General features: G+C 49.0%; 14 protein-coding genes and 1 pseudogene. 9 read left to right on the top strand and 6 right to left on the bottom strand.

What is annotated here, in order from left to right; all coding sequences use genetic code 11:
* The first annotated feature begins 1,102 nt into the window (after positions 1 to 1,102).
* The 5 genes from NBA72_RS19415 (at position 1,103) to NBA72_RS19395 (ending at position 3,653) form a co-directional block, all read left to right on the top strand.
* A complete protein-coding gene (locus NBA72_RS19415) occupies positions 1,103 to 1,285 on the top strand; it encodes a hypothetical protein (RefSeq protein ID WP_170318147.1) in 183 nt (60 codons plus the stop codon).
* Between the two features lie 65 nt (positions 1,286 to 1,350).
* Complete coding sequence (locus NBA72_RS19410) at positions 1,351 to 1,986, top strand: GAD-like domain-containing protein (protein ID WP_042949613.1); 636 nt, start codon at positions 1,351 to 1,353, stop codon at positions 1,984 to 1,986.
* Between the two features lie 142 nt (positions 1,987 to 2,128).
* Entirely contained in the window at positions 2,129 to 2,407 is a 279-nt protein-coding gene (locus NBA72_RS19405) for a hypothetical protein (protein ID WP_137963483.1), read from the top strand.
* 117 nt (positions 2,408 to 2,524) lie between these two features.
* Positions 2,525 to 3,007: a hypothetical protein gene (locus NBA72_RS19400; protein ID WP_001027752.1), complete on the top strand. Its 483-nt coding sequence runs from the start codon at positions 2,525 to 2,527 to the stop codon at positions 3,005 to 3,007.
* Between the two features lie 289 nt (positions 3,008 to 3,296).
* Positions 3,297 to 3,653 carry a hypothetical protein gene (locus tag NBA72_RS19395; RefSeq protein ID WP_001805614.1) on the top strand — a complete coding sequence of 119 codons (357 nt, stop codon included), beginning with the start codon at positions 3,297 to 3,299 and terminating at the stop codon, positions 3,651 to 3,653.
* Between the two features lie 1,265 nt (positions 3,654 to 4,918).
* On the opposite strand, the pseudogene NBA72_RS19390 reads toward NBA72_RS19395, so the two are convergent.
* The 3 genes and pseudogenes from NBA72_RS19390 to putP form a co-directional block, all read right to left on the bottom strand.
* Positions 4,919 to 5,074, bottom strand: a pseudogene (locus tag NBA72_RS19390) (integrase); the annotation flags it as partial.
* A 279-nt stretch (positions 5,075 to 5,353) separates the two neighbouring features.
* Positions 5,354 to 6,142, bottom strand: a complete 789-nt coding sequence (gene phoH, locus NBA72_RS19385; RefSeq protein WP_000533527.1) for a phosphate starvation-inducible protein PhoH — start codon at positions 6,140 to 6,142, stop codon at positions 5,354 to 5,356.
* A gap of 892 nt (positions 6,143 to 7,034) precedes the next feature.
* Complete coding sequence (putP, locus tag NBA72_RS19380; protein WP_001018467.1) at positions 7,035 to 8,543, bottom strand: sodium/proline symporter PutP; 1,509 nt, start codon at positions 8,541 to 8,543, stop codon at positions 7,035 to 7,037.
* Positions 8,544 to 8,964: 421 nt separating this feature from the next.
* On the opposite strand from putP, the gene putA reads away from it, so the two are divergent.
* Positions 8,965 to 12,927 (top strand): trifunctional transcriptional regulator/proline dehydrogenase/L-glutamate gamma-semialdehyde dehydrogenase, encoded by a 3,963-nt coding sequence (gene putA / locus NBA72_RS19375; RefSeq protein ID WP_023218463.1) that lies wholly within the window; start codon positions 8,965 to 8,967, stop codon positions 12,925 to 12,927.
* Positions 12,928 to 12,985: 58 nt separating this feature from the next.
* Positions 12,986 to 13,381 carry a lysozyme inhibitor LprI family protein gene (locus NBA72_RS19370; RefSeq protein ID WP_000821059.1) on the top strand — a complete coding sequence of 132 codons (396 nt, stop codon included), beginning with the start codon at positions 12,986 to 12,988 and terminating at the stop codon, positions 13,379 to 13,381.
* Here NBA72_RS19370 and rutR read toward each other — a convergent pair.
* Both rutR and NBA72_RS19360 read right to left on the bottom strand, forming a co-directional pair.
* On the bottom strand, positions 13,378 to 14,016 hold the full coding sequence (gene rutR, locus NBA72_RS19365) for an HTH-type transcriptional regulator RutR (RefSeq protein WP_000083128.1): 639 nt from the start codon (positions 14,014 to 14,016) through the stop codon (positions 13,378 to 13,380). The two genes, NBA72_RS19370 and rutR, sit on opposite strands and share 4 nt — an antisense overlap.
* A 136-nt stretch (positions 14,017 to 14,152) precedes the next feature.
* The gene (locus NBA72_RS19360; RefSeq protein ID WP_001273663.1) at positions 14,153 to 14,320 is read right to left on the bottom strand and encodes a general stress protein; all 168 of its coding nucleotides are present in this window, start codon (positions 14,318 to 14,320) and stop codon (positions 14,153 to 14,155) included.
* Between the two features lie 384 nt (positions 14,321 to 14,704).
* On the opposite strand from NBA72_RS19360, the gene wrbA reads away from it, so the two are divergent.
* Together wrbA and NBA72_RS19350 are read left to right on the top strand one after the other, a co-directional pair.
* Positions 14,705 to 15,301 carry an NAD(P)H:quinone oxidoreductase gene (gene wrbA, locus NBA72_RS19355; protein ID WP_001062898.1) on the top strand — a complete coding sequence of 199 codons (597 nt, stop codon included), beginning with the start codon at positions 14,705 to 14,707 and terminating at the stop codon, positions 15,299 to 15,301.
* A 20-nt stretch (positions 15,302 to 15,321) separates the two neighbouring features.
* A complete protein-coding gene (locus NBA72_RS19350; RefSeq protein ID WP_001143125.1) occupies positions 15,322 to 15,549 on the top strand; it encodes a YccJ family protein in 228 nt (75 codons plus the stop codon).
* A 33-nt stretch (positions 15,550 to 15,582) separates the two neighbouring features.
* Here NBA72_RS19350 and agp read toward each other — a convergent pair whose 3' ends face one another.
* A complete protein-coding gene (gene agp / locus NBA72_RS19345) occupies positions 15,583 to 16,824 on the bottom strand; it encodes a bifunctional glucose-1-phosphatase/inositol phosphatase (RefSeq protein ID WP_042949604.1) in 1,242 nt (413 codons plus the stop codon).
* Between the last annotated feature and the right edge of the window lie 95 nt (positions 16,825 to 16,919).

Raw genomic sequence — 16,919 nt, 5'->3', positions numbered from 1 at the left:
TGAACAGAGCTTGCTCTGGCCCCGAAGGGGCGAGGCCCAGGGATGGGCTGAGTAGCGGCGCAGCCAGTTGGACAGACGACGAGCCTGCGAGGAGACTGCCCGAAGGGCGAGCGCAGCGAGTCAATCCCCCCTCACCGCCATATTCGATACGAAATCAATCACTTACAATGTAATATTAGTTTTGTCCTGCATAAAATGCTGCATAAAGAAGCTCGTATAAACGAGCTTTTTTGCATCTGAATGCCACGCTTTTTCGGTATTTTTCTCGACTTAACTTTTTAAAATCTCCAGCAGGCAATTTCGCCGTTCAGCACAAATAGGTTCTGGCATGGTCTGGATCGGCACCAAAAAAGTGTGCCATCTGAGCCATCGATAACCTGCTTTCACATACCCTACCCTGCCCATGATCACCTCGGAAGCAATGCCCCTTTTTCGCTGGACACGACTGATTTTAGCTCTCCTTCTCACTCATTCCATGTACTCACCGTCTTTTATTACCATCCGCTGATAATGATTTTCCCGTTTCTTCAGGTACTACCATCATTCAACATCTATGGGTATCTATGAGTTACATTTTTTAGCGCCCAACATTCCAGATTGAAGTCAGCAAAATCTGTTTGAGTCGTCGGTTCTCGTCTTCCAGGCCTGTGGTTTTTTAGTATCAGCCGCTTCCATCCCGCGAAATGTAGCGTTCCTGGTCTTCGGAAATATTGTTTTCACCAATAAGACTGAGAATGGCAGTGTCCAGCGTCGACACCAGCCTCCATAGCGTCATAGCGGTATGGCTTTCTACATCCGTCTCAAAAGCTATATCCGGGAAGACCCAAGCTTGAGCGTTATTGACTACGTATTCGGTAAGCGTGTGTAAATCACCTCCAATCCGTTAAATCCACAGCATTCCGCCTTAATGGCAGGATGCTGTTTTTGTCCGGAAACGGAGACAAAAAACCCGTTCCAGCAATGAGTTACGTCTGTTACGTTTCATATATGGGAGATGGCGGATGCCAGAAACTTCGGCGGTAGTGTGTCTGAAACGCCTGCCCTCCCCACTGCCACGAACGGGCCGTGATTCCTTTTTCGCCAATGAATCCAGGATAAGGTTATGTCACAAAATGGCCTGCGTTTTACGCTGGATGTGGACGGATTAACGCCGACGGCAACCGCTGTCGTCGGCTTCCCCTCTAGTGGTATCAACAGTTCAACAGGTGCAAGCTGGAATCAGAATGAAAGACTAAAAACACCAGATGAAGCACCTAATGAAAGCATTAAATCAGGCCATGTTTGAGAAAAGATGAATGTTAAACTGGTATTATGCCGGGGCAAAGGGCTTAGAATCCAGGGGGAAATATTATGCGAGATCAAGACCTTAGTTACTTCATTGAGAAATTTGGAGAAGCTACATCTTATAGCGCTGTTCCAGAGAAAAGTATGACAAAATGGAAAGGAATTCTTCCGGATAAACTACTTTCTTACTGGAAAACAGAGGGATGGGGAACGTATAAAAATGGATTGTTTAGTCTTGTCAATCCTGATGAGTATGAAGATGTACTGAATATATGGCTAGAAGATACTCCATTTAAAGAAATGGACGCATACCATGTCATAGCCAGGAGTGCCTTTGGCGAATTATATGTTTTTGGTGAGTCTACCGGGAGAAATATTACGATTCAGCCTTTATTTAATCAAATAATTTTTTTCGAAAATGGTTTTATGGTAAAAACAACAGATGAATTAAATAGTGAAATTGAATCTTTTCTTGCATTTTCAAGTGTTGAAGAGTTTGATTTATTTGATTGTAATGATAATTACATTTTTGACCGGGCAGTTAAACAACTAGGCGTATTAGCTGATAATGAAATGTTTAGTTTGGAACCTGCATACATTTTTGGCGGAGAAATAAAAATTGAAAATTTGAGTAAAGTGGACTGTCAAATACATTTGATGATTCTGAGAGAGTTATCTTCCCCTAATATTATAGGCTTCTAAAGGAGGGATTTATCAATTCTGGAAATGGCTTGAAATAGATGAATATTGACCTGAGGCTGGCTATGTAAAGATAACAGACTTAGACAGGAATGATATAATACATGATAAATAACCCAACTATTTTCTTGAGAATCTTTTAGATTTGTTGGATATAGTTCCCTGCATCGGAAAAAGCGCAGAAGAAGCAACTCCACCAGTAAAACAGGAAACACCGGCAGAAAAAAATGAAGGTGATGGCTGGTTAGATGGATTACAGACGGAACTTGATGTGGCTGGCCTTGTTCCAGGGCCTGGCATTTTTCCTGACCTGCTGAATGCAGGAATAAGCTTGTGCCGAGGGAGTTATGTTGAGGCTGTTTTTTCTCTTTTTGCTGCAATACCAATAGCTGGAGATGCTGCCGGGGCTGGTAAACTGGCCTAGAATGTAGTGAGACGTATAAAAAATCCGTAGCGTAATTATCTAAGGTTGATTGGTATAAATATATTAATGAGCAACTTAACCAAAACAAGCATATCATAAAATATTTAAGGAAATAATATGAATATTACTGAATGCATTAGCTTTCTAAGGTTTACAACTATTCATCCACAATTTGATTTATATTTGATAACTAATGGAATAAGAAATCGCCCTCAAGATAAAGGTGGAATAGAATATTTTGATATTCCAGATGGTAGTGTTTCTCTTGGTTTTAGAATCAGATCCACTTATGAGTCTGAGAGTTTGCTTCCCATCAAGTCTGATGGGAAGTTTGTTTTTTCTGAACTTGTGGTCTATCAAAAAAACAAGGATGACTTACCATATAAATTAAATTTCAATGACCATCTACAATTCTTAAGAGAAAAGCTGGGAAAAGAGTTAAAAGATAATCAAAACGGGTTGCCAGAAAGAAGAGTTTTAACGTTTTTTCATGATTTTTTAGTTATCGTGATTTTCATGGATTCAAGTGAAAATATCAATCTTATTAAATTTATTTCCCCTGATGTTTTTCATCGAAAAAATTTAGGAATTAACATATAATATTTCTTTAAAACGAATCATTTCTTATAATATTAAATTTATCTAAGTTAAGATAGAGAATTGATATTATAGGGAATACCGGCATATCAGAAAGCATGCGTATAGCCTGACAGCAGCAACCGACTACGAGGATGCTTATCTCAAATCTTATTTATTCAACAAAGCCGTCTGGTTGGTGATTTTGGTTGTTTTGGCGATTGATCAGATCGCACAATCCGGGCTGAATTCACTCAAAGTGATCTACTATTCTGCGTAGTTATTTAATCAGTGAGGTCGACAAATAATTAGTATGCGGCATAATAAAAAAATAATTTATGGTTTTGCTCTGATGTGTATACTTGTAACCAGCAATGTGCATTCAGAAAAATTATCCCCTGTTGCTCAGCAGGTAAAAAATATAGTTGAGAAACAAAAACTTGTTCGTGAACCACAATGTGTTGATTATGTATACATTCCGGATAGTGAGCCCAGTATAGATGTTGTTGATATTGTGGAGAAACATGGTGGAAGTTGTTCGGGCGATCCTCAAACTGCGCCCAGAATATTTAGCGTATTCGTAAACAAGAAAACGCATAAAATGGAGTCAGATATCGATATGGATGATCAGGTAAATGGTACGCGCTCAGTTTTTCCTGCAGTGAAATAAATCAAATATAGATACTGTGGCGTTTAGGTAATGAGAATGACATTAAACAATGAGTAAAATATCGCGGGTGTGGTGAAATAAAGCACCGGGTATTGGAATTGACCTGGAGGGATATATATAACCAAGCCCCTTTGTTGAAACCCCTTGGCCAGTATTACCAGAGTTGACGGGTTCAACATCGGGGGCTATATTGACCGGGAAAACAAATGTTAACACTGGTGGATAATGGTATCTTATGAAACTGTCAGGCAAGATTATCAAGGTGTATCATAATAATTTATTTAGATTTTTTTGGCATCGTAAAGTCCTCGCTAATTTGTTTTTTATTGATCAGGAATATAAATAATATACATGGCATTATATTTATTAAGTTCCTTGTAGCATTATCAGGATATATACTCTTTTATTATAATGCATTTTCATTAGTAGACATTGGGATTGGGGGGATACACTACTTCCACATTAAATACAATAATAAAAACATTAATAAACAGCCAATACTCTTATTTATGAAACATAAATATACGATAAGTTCCTCTTTAGAGATTCTTATTGCTATATTTTATTCCTACATGGCTATTAAATTTATAATGTTCGAATATTAGAAAAACTTCTAATATAAAATGAATAACGAATGCCTGAGGTTAAAATGAGCCAATATAACAAAACAATCAGGATGTTATTTGGGGTTATAGCTTTTTACTACTTTCCAGCATCAATACTATGTTAAATGATAATTTACAATACACTCGATTGTCAACTATATGCTTTCTTATCGGCTGTTATCTGTTTTTGTATTTTTTTGTATTCTCTCTTATTGATGCTAGCATCAATAAGAGAGCATCGTTCCATCAGAAATATAACCAAGAAAATATCAAAAACTCATTTCTTAAAAAAATTATTGAAGGAGAGAATCTGGTATCTAAAGGATATAAATTGGCTTTTAATTTAGGTTTTCTAGTTGTGATGTATTTTATGTTAAAAAATGAAATGTAGATAATCTAGAGGGATTTATTATAATGAAAGAAAACAATAATGAACCATCCTTCCCAGGGTCAGTGTCATATAGTTTTGAATACCAGAAAGAACATTTTTAGCGATGCCGTTATACATCCTCAGAAGTAACAAAATTATATTGCAAGATAGTACTCCCGCTAGATGTAAAACCGGTCAGTATTAAACCTGAGCTAATCGCAGGAACCAATAACCTCTATGCTACTGGTTGCTATAAGACAATTTCAGAAGCAAAATATCCCTTCACAGAAGTTGATATAGTCTATGAGCATATAAATAAGGCCCCATGCGCGTGAGCGTCTGGCGATCCGTAGATACAATCCGTCAACACCACTTACAGCATAGCGACCTTCCGCTTTAAGCCTGGAAACGGCTAAGGCGGACAGTTCTCTGGCTTTCTTTGGCATAATCCCCACTATTCTGCCATGCATCCTGTACTGCATAAAATGACGATTTTACGAAAAGATAGCAATACGCCAGCGAACAAAGAATAATGGCAACGCATTGTATATAAAGAAATAATTATGATTAATGCGAATGATAATGAACGTAAATATGGCAGCCCTCTCACCGCCATCTTCAAGAAGGAGCTCGTACGAAAGTACGGGCTTTTTTTCGTATTAAGTCACCTGACCGGGGATAGACAACAAAGCCCGGTCTCCCGGGCTCTGAAAGTCAATGCTATATTAGCTGTATGCGTGAAGCGTTCGCTGACAAAGCGCCGAGCGCACGCAGTCGTCTTTGTTGAAATGCACAATCCCTACCATTTCATCTTCTTCAAAGCGTTCCAACGCATCGCTCAACCCGGAACGCACGCCGCGCGGCAGGTCGCATTGCGTAATATCGCCATTGACAATAACCGTGACATTTTCGCCTAATCGCGTCAAAAACATTTTCATTTGCGCCGCAGTCACATTTTGCGCCTCGTCGAGGATCACGACCGCATTTTCAAAAGTACGCCCACGCATATAGGCGAACGGGGCAATTTCTACCTTACCGATTTCCGGGCGCAAACAATATTGCATAAAGGACGCGCCCAACCGTTTAAGCAGGACATCGTAGACGGGACGAAAATAAGGCGCGAATTTTTCAGCGATATCACCGGGCAAAAAACCAAGATCTTCATCAGCCTGCAATACCGGACGCGTCACAATGATCCTCTCGACGTCCTTATGAATCAATGCTTCTGCCGCCTTTGCCGCACTGATCCATGTTTTCCCGCAGCCGGCTTCGCCGGTCGCAAAAATAAGCTGTTTACTGTCAATAGCGTTCAGATAATGCGCCTGTGCTTCATTTCGCGCCTTAACAGGAGAGGTATCGCGACTATCGCGCGCCATGCCAATGGCTTCTACTCCGCCCATCTGTACCAGTGACGTGACCGATTCTTCTTCACGTTGCTTATGACTACGCGAATCTCGTCTCAACACACGCTTTGCTTCACGACGAGCTTTGATCACTGCTTTTTGTCTTCCCATGGATAGCACCTTGAGTTGTAGGTATACATCACCCGCGTTCTCTTGAACGCGATTATGCGCACACACATCTGAGGGTTGGCTTCCTTGTAAGCCTTAGCTTGCTTTTTGAAACGACGCCACACACGGCTACGCGCACCACATATGACGTCATGGGTATGGACAGTAAGAGAAATGATGAGAGCTTTTAAGGTGACAAGACCACCACCGGAGAGAGAATGTCCGTACAGGGTGTTGTAACTACTGTAAACAATGTGTCCTGGTGCGGACATTACCATTCGCGATCTCCATAGTGAGTGACCATCACTGCCGGGGAACTACCGCTATTACTACTAAGTACAACACAAAACATCAATAATGCAACAATATATTCACCAAGTATTAACCAAACATTATTGCGTCATTGTCAGTCTCTTACAGAAAGATTACACGATTATTTCATCGGCAGGAGACTAAAAAAGATAATCATTAGCTACTGCGGGTATTAATGGTGAAACCACCCATAACCCATTGAATATTCAACATATAAAAGGTTAAAATGGAGTAATTAACGTGTCCTCTCTCCCATCGCTAAAACGGCATTATTTATGCAAAATTTTGTGCGGCATACTTACGCCAGTAACGCTGACTCGTTTTAATTTTTGTCATTACTCTATTGCGTCAAGGCTATTGGTACCATTAACAGGCGATTTCATATATGGCCAGTTAGTGATTACTCGAGACGTATTACGGCCGCGTTAACGGCGCTCAAGGGCTAAAAATAGTTTGAGAGAGCGTCCTCATTTACCTGAACATCTTCAGTCAATCGGTCCGGGACTTATCAGAGGACCAGGCAGGCGTATAACGCCGCCTGGTAAAATATGTCCGATGGCAATAATGCTATCGGACATGTCGGTTATTCCGCCTGTAGCTTCGACGGCGGCGCGGAATGATAATGCGCGTCCGCTTTTGCAAAGCGTTCCTGCATCGCTGCTGTCGGCGCTTTGCCAAGCAGGCTAAAGATTACGATCCCCAGGCTGCCGAAAATGAAGCCAGGGATGATCTCATACAGATCCAGCCAACCATATTGTTTCCAGACGATAACCGTCACCGCGCCAATAATCATTCCCGCCAGCGCGCCGTTACGTGTCATACGCGACCACATCACAGAAAACAGGACAACAGGTCCAAATGCCGCGCCGAATCCAGCCCAGGCGTAGCTCACCAGCCCCAGCACACGGTTATCGGGATTCGCCGCCAGCGCAATGGCGATCAGCGCTACCACCAGCACCATCACTCGCCCTACCCATACCAGCTCTTGCTGGCTGGCGCTTTTACGCAGAAAAGCCTTATATAAATCTTCTGTAATCGCGCTGGAGCATACCAGCAACTGACAGCTCAACGTCGACATCACCGCCGCCAGGATAGCAGACAGCAGAACACCGGCAATCCACGGGTTAAACAGGATCTGCGCCAGTTCAATAAATACGCGTTCTGAGTTTTGGTTCACCGCCCCGGCCAGCGCGGGGTTATTGTTAAAGTACGCAATGCCAAAGAAGCCCACCGCCACCGCGCCCGCCAGACACAGAATCATCCAGGTCATACTGATACGACGCGCATGAACAATACTGTGATGGGAATCCGCCGCCATAAAGCGCGCCAGGATATGCGGCTGACCGAAGTAACCCAGTCCCCAGCCCATCAGAGAAATAATAGCGACAAAATTCAGCCCCTTGAGCATGTCGACATTCTCGATGCTCTTTTGCTTGATCACCTCCAGCGACTCGCTAAAACCGCCTACGCCGACAATAACCATCACCGGCGTCAGGATTAACGCAAAAATCATCAGGCTGGCCTGAACGGTATCCGTCCAGCTAACGGCAAGAAACCCGCCGATAAAGGTATAAATAATGGTTGCCGCGGCCCCCGCCCACAGTGCGGTTTCATAGCTCATACCGAAGGTGCTTTCGAACAGTCGTGCCCCAGCGACAATACCTGATGCGCAATAGATAGTGAAAAACAGCAGAATGACCAGCGCGGAAATAATACGCAGGACTCGGCTCTTATCTTCAAACCGACCGGTAAAATAGTCCGGTAGCGTGAGCGCGTTATTGTTAAATTCGGTATGCACGCGCAGGCGCCCGGCCACCAGCTTCCAGTTAATCCATGCGCCTAACGTCAGGCCAATGGCGATCCAGCTTTCAGAGATCCCCGACAGAAAGATAGCGCCAGGCAGCCCCATTAACAGCCAGCCGCTCATATCCGACGCGCCGGCTGATAAAGCCGTAACAAACGGCCCCAGGCTGCGACCGCCAAGAATATAGTCATCAAAGTTTTTGGTTGAGCGCCAGGCGATAAACCCAATCAATATCATGCCAAAAATATAGACACAGAATGTCACCAACATCGGTGTGCTAATAGCCATCAAGGTTCTCCAAATTTATTTATTGGCACTACCGTAGCGTGCCGTTTTGTACCCTGCCGGAACGTGGCAAGGGTGTTATGTTTACCAGGGCGACCGTATCCTGCCGGAAGCGGTGGTTATTCACAATCGATTTAACACACCATTTACATCAAATTTGATTGCAGAGGGATACTATTTTTCTCCAGGTTGCACTCTCTCACATTTTTTGCGGTTGCACCTTTTAAAAGTGTTAACTACCGCAGAGAAAATAAATCCAGATGGTTTTCCCCGTCAGACTCCCTCTTTCTTTTTTTAACAATTTATTCATTTTTAAGCTTGCAACGCAGGTCACATTTAACGCGGTTGCACAAAGTTGCAACATAGTGGATATTTTCCGCTAACTATTGGTTAGCAGATAGAGCGAATAACAGGAGTAGAGGGTATGGGAACCACCACGATGGGGGTTAAGCTGGACGACGCCACGCGCGAACGGATCAAAATGGCCGCGTCGCGTATCGATCGCACGCCGCACTGGTTAATAAAACAGGCAATCTTTAGCTATCTGGACAAGCTGGAAAATAGCGATACGCTACCGGAGCTACCTGCGCTGTTTGCCGGCGCGGCAAATGAAAGCGAGGAGCCGGTCGCGCCGCAGGATGAGCCGCATCAGCCCTTTCTGGAGTTTGCCGAACAGATTCTTCCCCAATCCGTCTCTCGCGCCGCCATCACCGCCGCCTGGCGCCGCCCGGAAACCGATGCGGTGTCAATGCTAATGGAACAGGCGCGCCTGTCGCCGCCTGTCGCTGAGCAGGCGCATAAACTGGCGTATCAACTGGCGGAGAAATTGCGCAATCAAAAATCCGCCAGCGGTCGCGCGGGTATGGTGCAAGGCCTGTTGCAGGAGTTTTCCCTCTCTTCGCAAGAAGGCGTTGCGCTGATGTGTCTGGCGGAAGCGCTGCTGCGTATTCCCGACAAAGCTACGCGCGATGCGTTAATTCGCGACAAAATCAGTAATGGCAACTGGCAGTCGCATATTGGCCGTAGCCCGTCGCTGTTTGTAAACGCCGCCACCTGGGGGCTGCTCTTTACCGGCCGACTGGTCTCAACGCATAACGAAGCCAATCTTTCGCGCTCGCTGAACCGCATTATCGGCAAGAGCGGCGAACCGTTAATCCGCAAAGGCGTCGACATGGCGATGCGTTTAATGGGCGAGCAGTTCGTGACTGGCGAAACCATTGCTCAGGCGCTGGCGAATGCCCGAAAACTGGAAGAGAAAGGGTTCCGCTATTCTTACGATATGCTGGGCGAAGCCGCGTTAACCGCCGCCGATGCGCAGGCCTATATGGTCTCTTACCAGCAAGCGATTCATGCCATCGGCAAAGCGTCTAACGGTCGCGGTATTTACGAAGGGCCAGGCATCTCGATTAAGCTGTCCGCCCTGCATCCACGCTATAGTCGCGCGCAATACGATCGGGTAATGGAGGAGCTTTATCCGCGCCTGAAATCCCTGACGCTGCTGGCGCGCCAGTACGACATTGGTCTCAATATCGACGCCGAAGAGGCGGATCGTCTGGAGATCTCGCTCGATCTGCTGGAAAAACTCTGCTTCGAACCCGAACTCGCAGGCTGGAACGGCATTGGCTTTGTGATCCAGGCTTACCAGAAACGCTGCCCGCTGGTCATTGATTATTTAGTCGATCTGGCCTCCCGTAGCCGCCGTCGGCTGATGATTCGTCTGGTGAAAGGCGCCTACTGGGATAGCGAGATCAAACGCGCGCAAATGGAAGGGCTGGAGGGCTATCCGGTTTATACCCGCAAAGTGTATACCGATGTCTCTTATCTGGCCTGCGCGAAAAAACTGCTCGCCGTACCTAATCTGATCTACCCGCAGTTCGCGACCCATAACGCTCACACACTGGCGGCGATTTATCATCTGGCCGGGCAAAATTACTATCCGGGTCAGTACGAATTCCAGTGCCTGCACGGCATGGGCGAACCGCTGTATGAACAGGTCACCGGTAAAGTGGCGGACGGAAAACTTAACCGTCCCTGCCGTATTTACGCGCCGGTGGGAACACACGAAACCCTGCTGGCCTATCTGGTACGACGCCTGCTGGAAAACGGCGCCAACACCTCTTTTGTCAACCGCATCGCCGATGCCACCCTACCGCTCGATGAACTGGTGGCCGACCCGGTCGAGGCCGTGGAAAAACTGGCGCAGCAGGAAGGTCAGGCTGGCATACCGCATCCGAAAATTCCGCTGCCGCGCGATCTGTACGGCGAAGGTCGGATAAACTCCGCCGGACTTGATTTAGCGAATGAACATCGCCTCGCCTCGCTTTCTTCTGCCCTGTTAAGCAACGCCATGCAGAAATGGCAAGCCAAACCTGTGCTGGAACAACCGGTGGCCGACGGTGAGATGACGCCGGTTATCAACCCGGCGGAACCGAAAGATATTGTCGGCTGGGGACGCGAAGCGACAGAAAGCGAGGTTGAACAGGCATTGCAAAACGCGGTCAATCAGGCGCCGGTTTGGTTTGCGACGCCGCCGCAAGAACGCGCCGCCATTTTGCAGCGGGCGGCGGTATTGATGGAAGACCAAATGCAGCAGTTGATTGGCCTGTTGGTGCGCGAAGCGGGGAAAACGTTCAGCAACGCCATTGCCGAAGTGCGCGAAGCGGTAGACTTCCTCCATTATTATGCCGGTCAAGTGCGTGACGATTTCGATAACGAAACGCATCGCCCGTTAGGGCCGGTAGTCTGCATCAGTCCGTGGAACTTCCCGCTGGCCATTTTCACCGGCCAAATCGCCGCCGCGCTGGCGGCAGGTAACAGCGTTCTGGCGAAACCGGCAGAGCAGACATCGCTGATTGCCGCCCAGGGCATTGCTATTTTGCTGGAAGCGGGCGTACCGCCGGGCGTCGTGCAACTGTTGCCGGGACGGGGAGAAACCGTCGGCGCCCAGCTTACCGCCGATGCGCGTGTACGCGGCGTGATGTTTACCGGTTCCACGGAGGTCGCGACGTTGTTGCAGCGCAACATCGCCACGCGTCTTGACGCCCAGGGCCGCCCTATTCCTTTGATTGCGGAAACCGGCGGTATGAACGCTATGATTGTCGACTCTTCCGCGCTCACCGAGCAGGTGGTCGTGGATGTGCTGGCTTCCGCTTTCGACAGCGCCGGACAACGGTGTTCCGCGCTCCGCGTGCTGTGTTTGCAGGACGATATCGCCGAACATACGCTGAAAATGTTACGCGGTGCGATGGCGGAGTGTCGGATGGGGAATCCAGGCCGTCTGACGACCGATATCGGGCCGGTGATCGATAGCGAGGCCAAAGCCAACATTGAACGTCATATCCAGACGATGCGCGCCAAAGGCCGCCCGGTTTTCCAGGCCGCGCGTGAAAACAGCGATGACGCGCAGGAATGGCAGACCGGTACGTTTGTTATGCCCACGCTTATTGAGCTGGAAAACTTCGCAGAACTGGAAAAAGAGGTCTTCGGGCCCGTGCTGCACGTCGTGCGTTATAACCGTAACCAACTGGCGGAGCTTATCGAACAGATTAACGCTTCCGGCTACGGGCTAACGCTGGGCGTACATACCCGTATTGATGAAACCATTGCGCAAGTCACCGGTTCCGCCCATGTCGGCAACCTGTACGTTAACCGTAATATGGTGGGCGCGGTCGTCGGCGTCCAGCCGTTTGGCGGCGAAGGCCTGTCCGGCACCGGGCCAAAAGCGGGAGGGCCGCTCTATCTCTACCGCCTGCTGGCACACCGCCCGCCCAATGCGCTCAATACGACGCTGACTCGTCAGGATGCGCGTTACCCGGTAGATGCGCAGCTTAAAACCACGCTACTCGCGCCGTTGACCGCCCTGACGCAATGGGCGGCGGATCGCCCGGCGCTACAGACGCTCTGCCGACAATTCGCCGATCTGGCGCAGGCCGGCACGCAGCGCCTGCTACCGGGGCCGACCGGCGAGCGCAATACCTGGACGCTGTTGCCGCGTGAACGGGTATTATGCCTGGCTGATGACGAACATGACGCGTTGACGCAGCTTGCCGCCGTTCTCGCCGTCGGCAGTCAGGCGCTATGGTCAGACGACGCCTTCCACCGCGATCTGGCGAAGCGTCTCCCCGCCGCCGTTGCGGCGCGTGTCCAGTTTGCGAAAGCGGAAACGCTGATGGCGCAGCCGTTTGACGCGGTGATTTTCCACGGCGACTCCGACAAGCTGCGAACCGTGTGCGAAGCCGTCGCCGCCCGCGAAGGCGCGATAGTGTCGGTACAGGGGTTCGCCCGCGGCGAAAGCAATATACTGCTGGAACGGCTCTATATTGAACGTTCGCTGAGCGTAAACACTGCCGCCGCTGGCGGTAATGCCAGCCTGATGACAATTGGCTAATACTGTGGTTAATTAAGGCTCCGTCAATGGAGCCTTTTTACTCGCGTCAGAGGAGCGTATGAAACGAATTTTCCTTACCTGCGCGGCGTTGTTGTTCAGCAGTCAGGCGTTGGCCGATGAGTGTGCCAGCGCCAGTACGCAGCTGGAAATGAATCGCTGCGCCGCCGCGCAATACCAGGCGGCAGATAAAAAGCTGAACGAAACCTATCAAAGCGCGATTAAGCGTGCGCAACCGCCGCAGCGCGAGCTGTTGCAAAAAGCGCAGGTGGCATGGATTGCACTGCGGGACGCCGATTGCGCTCTGATTCGCTCAGGTACGGAGGGCGGCAGCGTGCAACCCATGATCGCCAGCCAGTGCCTGACCGATAAAACGAACGAACGCGAAGCGTTTTTAGCCTCGCTGCTGCAATGTGAAGAGGGTGATTTGAGCTGCCCACTGCCGCCAGCCGGTTAACGCACGCGAATCCCTTCAATAATAATGCGCTGAACGCTTTCGACCGTTTGGTTAAAAAAGGCTTCATCGCGAAGCGTCGCGCCGGTTACCGCCTCAACCTGAGGGGCAAAATCGGCGTAATGTTGCGTGGCGGCCCAAATCATGAAGATCAAATGGTGCGGGGAGACGGGCGCCAGTTTCCCGCTGTGCACCCATCCGGCAATCAGCGCGGATTTTTCATCTATCAACGCTTTTAGATCGCCGGTCAGTTCCTCCATTAAGAGCGGCGCGCCCGCCAGCATCTCCATGCAGAAGAGCCGCGACGCCTGCGGATAATCACGCGAAACCTCCAGCTTGAGACGGATATACTCTTTGATGGCCTCCAGAGGGGAAAATTCTGCGCGAAACGCCTTGAGCGGCGCCAGCCAGACATCCAGGATCTGTCGCATTACCGCGACATACAGCGCCTCTTTCGAGGGATAATAATAAAGCAGATTGGTTTTGGAGACGCCTGCCCGCTCGGCGACCTGCTCAAGACGCGCGCCATGAATGCCATACTGGGAAAAAACAGCAAGCGCGGCGGTTAAGATAAGCTGCCGTTTTGCACCGGTGGCCTGCGAGCGTTTCCCGATTTTTTTCTCTGTGCGTTGCGACATGCGCCCTCTCCTTTTTGTCAGGACGCAAGCATACCAAATCCGGCTTATAAACAAAAAAACCGCCGGAAATCCGGCGGCGGTGGCGCATGACGCTTTTTAGCGCGAAACGCTCAGCGTCTTGCTGTTGTGACGCAGGCTAGCTATTACGGTTACTGCTTTTGCCCCCTTTTTTGCCTGCTTCGGATGCGCGCTGCGGGTCATTCTTAAAATTGCCCCCGCTGTGCTGGCCACCTTTACGACCTGCTTCTGATGCTCTTTCGCGGTCTTCCGCAAAATTACCGGAACCGCCACGATGGTTTGCCATTACTGACCTCCGTCATAGATTAGACATCATATTGCATAGGTAATGAGGAGTATCTCCTCGCGCAGCGTATGAACGATATCATCAGTAACGCCGCGTAACATTAAGCATAGTGAAAAACGCCGTGGTAGGCCGCTTACCGAAATATTCTGCAACATCGGAAGCCGAATACGCAGAATAATAACCATAAGAAATAAATAAGTTATTCTTATATTTAGAAAAATCAAAGCGCTTAAAAATGTATCATTTTGCAACAAAGGTCGCCAAATTAATTATTGTTATAAATCAAAGAAATGGCGCTGAAATTTGCACTCTTCACAGGAGGGCATATCTTTAAATAGACGTAGCGAATCGCTACACACCTGATTAATCTGAGGAGTAGTACAAATGGCAAAGATTCTGGTGCTCTATTATTCCATGTACGGACACATTGAAACCATGGCGCATGCGGTGGCGGAAGGGGCAAAGAAAGTCGACGGCGCAGAGGTCATTATAAAGCGTGTGCCAGAAACAATGCCGCCTGAAATCTTCGCAAAAGCTGGCGGTAAAACACAAAACGCACCGGTTGCCACCCCACAGGAGCTGGCGGATTACGATGCCATTATTTTTGGTACGCCAACCCGGTTTGGCAATATGTCAGGCCAGATGCGTACCTTCCTGGACCAAACCGGCGGACTGTGGGCATCCGGCGCGCTATACGGCAAGCTCGGCAGCGTGTTCAGTTCTACCGGAACGGGCGGCGGCCAGGAGCAGACCATCACCTCGACCTGGACTACGCTTGCCCATCATGGGATGGTGATCGTCCCGATAGGCTATGCCGCACAGGAACTCTTTGACGTCTCCCAGGTTCGCGGCGGCACGCCTTACGGCGCAACGACTATCGCCGGAGGCGACGGTTCACGTCAACCAAGCCAGGAGGAACTCTCTATCGCTCGCTATCAGGGGGAATACGTCGCCGGTCTGGCAGTCAAACTCAACGGCTAATCTTCAACAGGAGGATTCGAATGCCAACTCAAGAAGCAAAAGCGCACCGCGTCGGCGAATGGGCAAGCCTGCGTAATACGTCGCCGGAAATTGCCGAAGCCATTTTTGAAGTCGCTCACTATGACGAGAAACTGGCAGAAAAAATATGGGAAGAAGGTAGCGATGAGGTGCTGATCAAAGCCTTTGAGAAAACGGACAAAGACTCGCTCTTCTGGGGCGAACAAATCATCGAACGTAAGAACGTATAACACAAACGCCCCCGCCTGCGCGGGGGCATATGGCTATTTTGCAGCAGTGTTCATGACGTTATCGAACTTATCCAGCGGACAGAAGCCGTTCGCATCCACCGGACATCCTTTCAGTTCCAGGGTTACCCTTTGCGCGGGCGATTTGAGCGTTAACGCTTCCGCATTGCGTAACTGCCGGGCGCTCTGGTAGACATACTCGATTTTCATCAAATCCCGGTTAGCGTTGCCGTCATGCCAGCGTTGGAAGACAAGCTGGCCGCCAATCGGCGTTCTCTCATACTGGTCATGGAGCTGATAGGGTTTAAAATCCAGGGCCGTCAGCAGCGACGCGATATTGGAATCATGCCCCACCAGCACGGTAACCTTCGGCGCGCTAACGCGATCGGCAACCAGCACCTTATCGATATATTTCACCAGCGGCGCAGCGACATTGCGCGCCACCGTGGGTGAGGTAAACAGGCTGTCCTGATAGCCGTTTTTCAGTTTTGACAGCACCTTCCACTGCCGATCGGTGTGGATGCCGCCCCAGGCGACCTGATCCATCGGAAACCCTTCGTAATATTGCAGGGTAAACGCATCCACCAGCGAGTTCCCTACTTTCAGCGGCCCCTGCACGCCAGGCTCTTGCTGATAGTTCGCGCTGAAGGTATCTTTCGCGTCGATTAGCGAACACTGATGCTTCTCTTTGCAGGACGGCGAGTCCTGATAATGCGTTATCTGCTCAAGCAGTTTATAACTCTCATCAAGATGTAGCTGACTACGCGCCTTTTCCATCGCCTGTACGGCCTGTTGCCGGAACGCGGCGGAATCATCGGTAATTACCGGATTGAAGGTAGGGTCCATAGTGCCCATTTTTTCCTGATGATGAACAGGAATATCACAGCCGGGGAAAGCGCCGGTAATGAAAAATTGCGCGGTGGCAACGGTGCGCTGCAAACTATTCGCATAGGCATATACCGTGTCGGGCGCCGGACATTCTCCCGACGGTATCAGCCCCTGCGCGACCAGCCATTCACGTGTGTAGTGTCCCATATAGACTTCCAGCATGCCGCCTTTCGTCGTCAGTTGCCCACCGGGAACGTCCCACGCCGGCCAGGCGTTCGGCGTCGACTGCGCCAGTACGCTGCCATTATTCGCCAGCGGCGCCCGCAGATTATGGCGGCTCATTATCAGCACCTGTTGTAATTGATAACCCTCCGGCGTTGTCTGCGCCTGTACGGCGGATGACAACAAAACAGCCCCTGCCACAGCAACAGCGAGTAATGATTTTTTCATCCCTATGACCTCTTGTTGTTATCAAATCGTTCTGAGTGTGACAGAAATGGATCATTTTTCCGGGAACGATTTCGCAAAACGGGGGTTTTTCTTAC

It is taken from the genome of Salmonella sp. NW1250 (genome assembly GCF_051812965.1).
Classification (GTDB): Bacteria; Pseudomonadota; Gammaproteobacteria; order Enterobacterales; family Enterobacteriaceae; genus Salmonella; species Salmonella enterica.
Note: the sequence above shows the minus strand (reverse complement) of the source record. Positions and strands in the feature narration are given on the sequence as shown.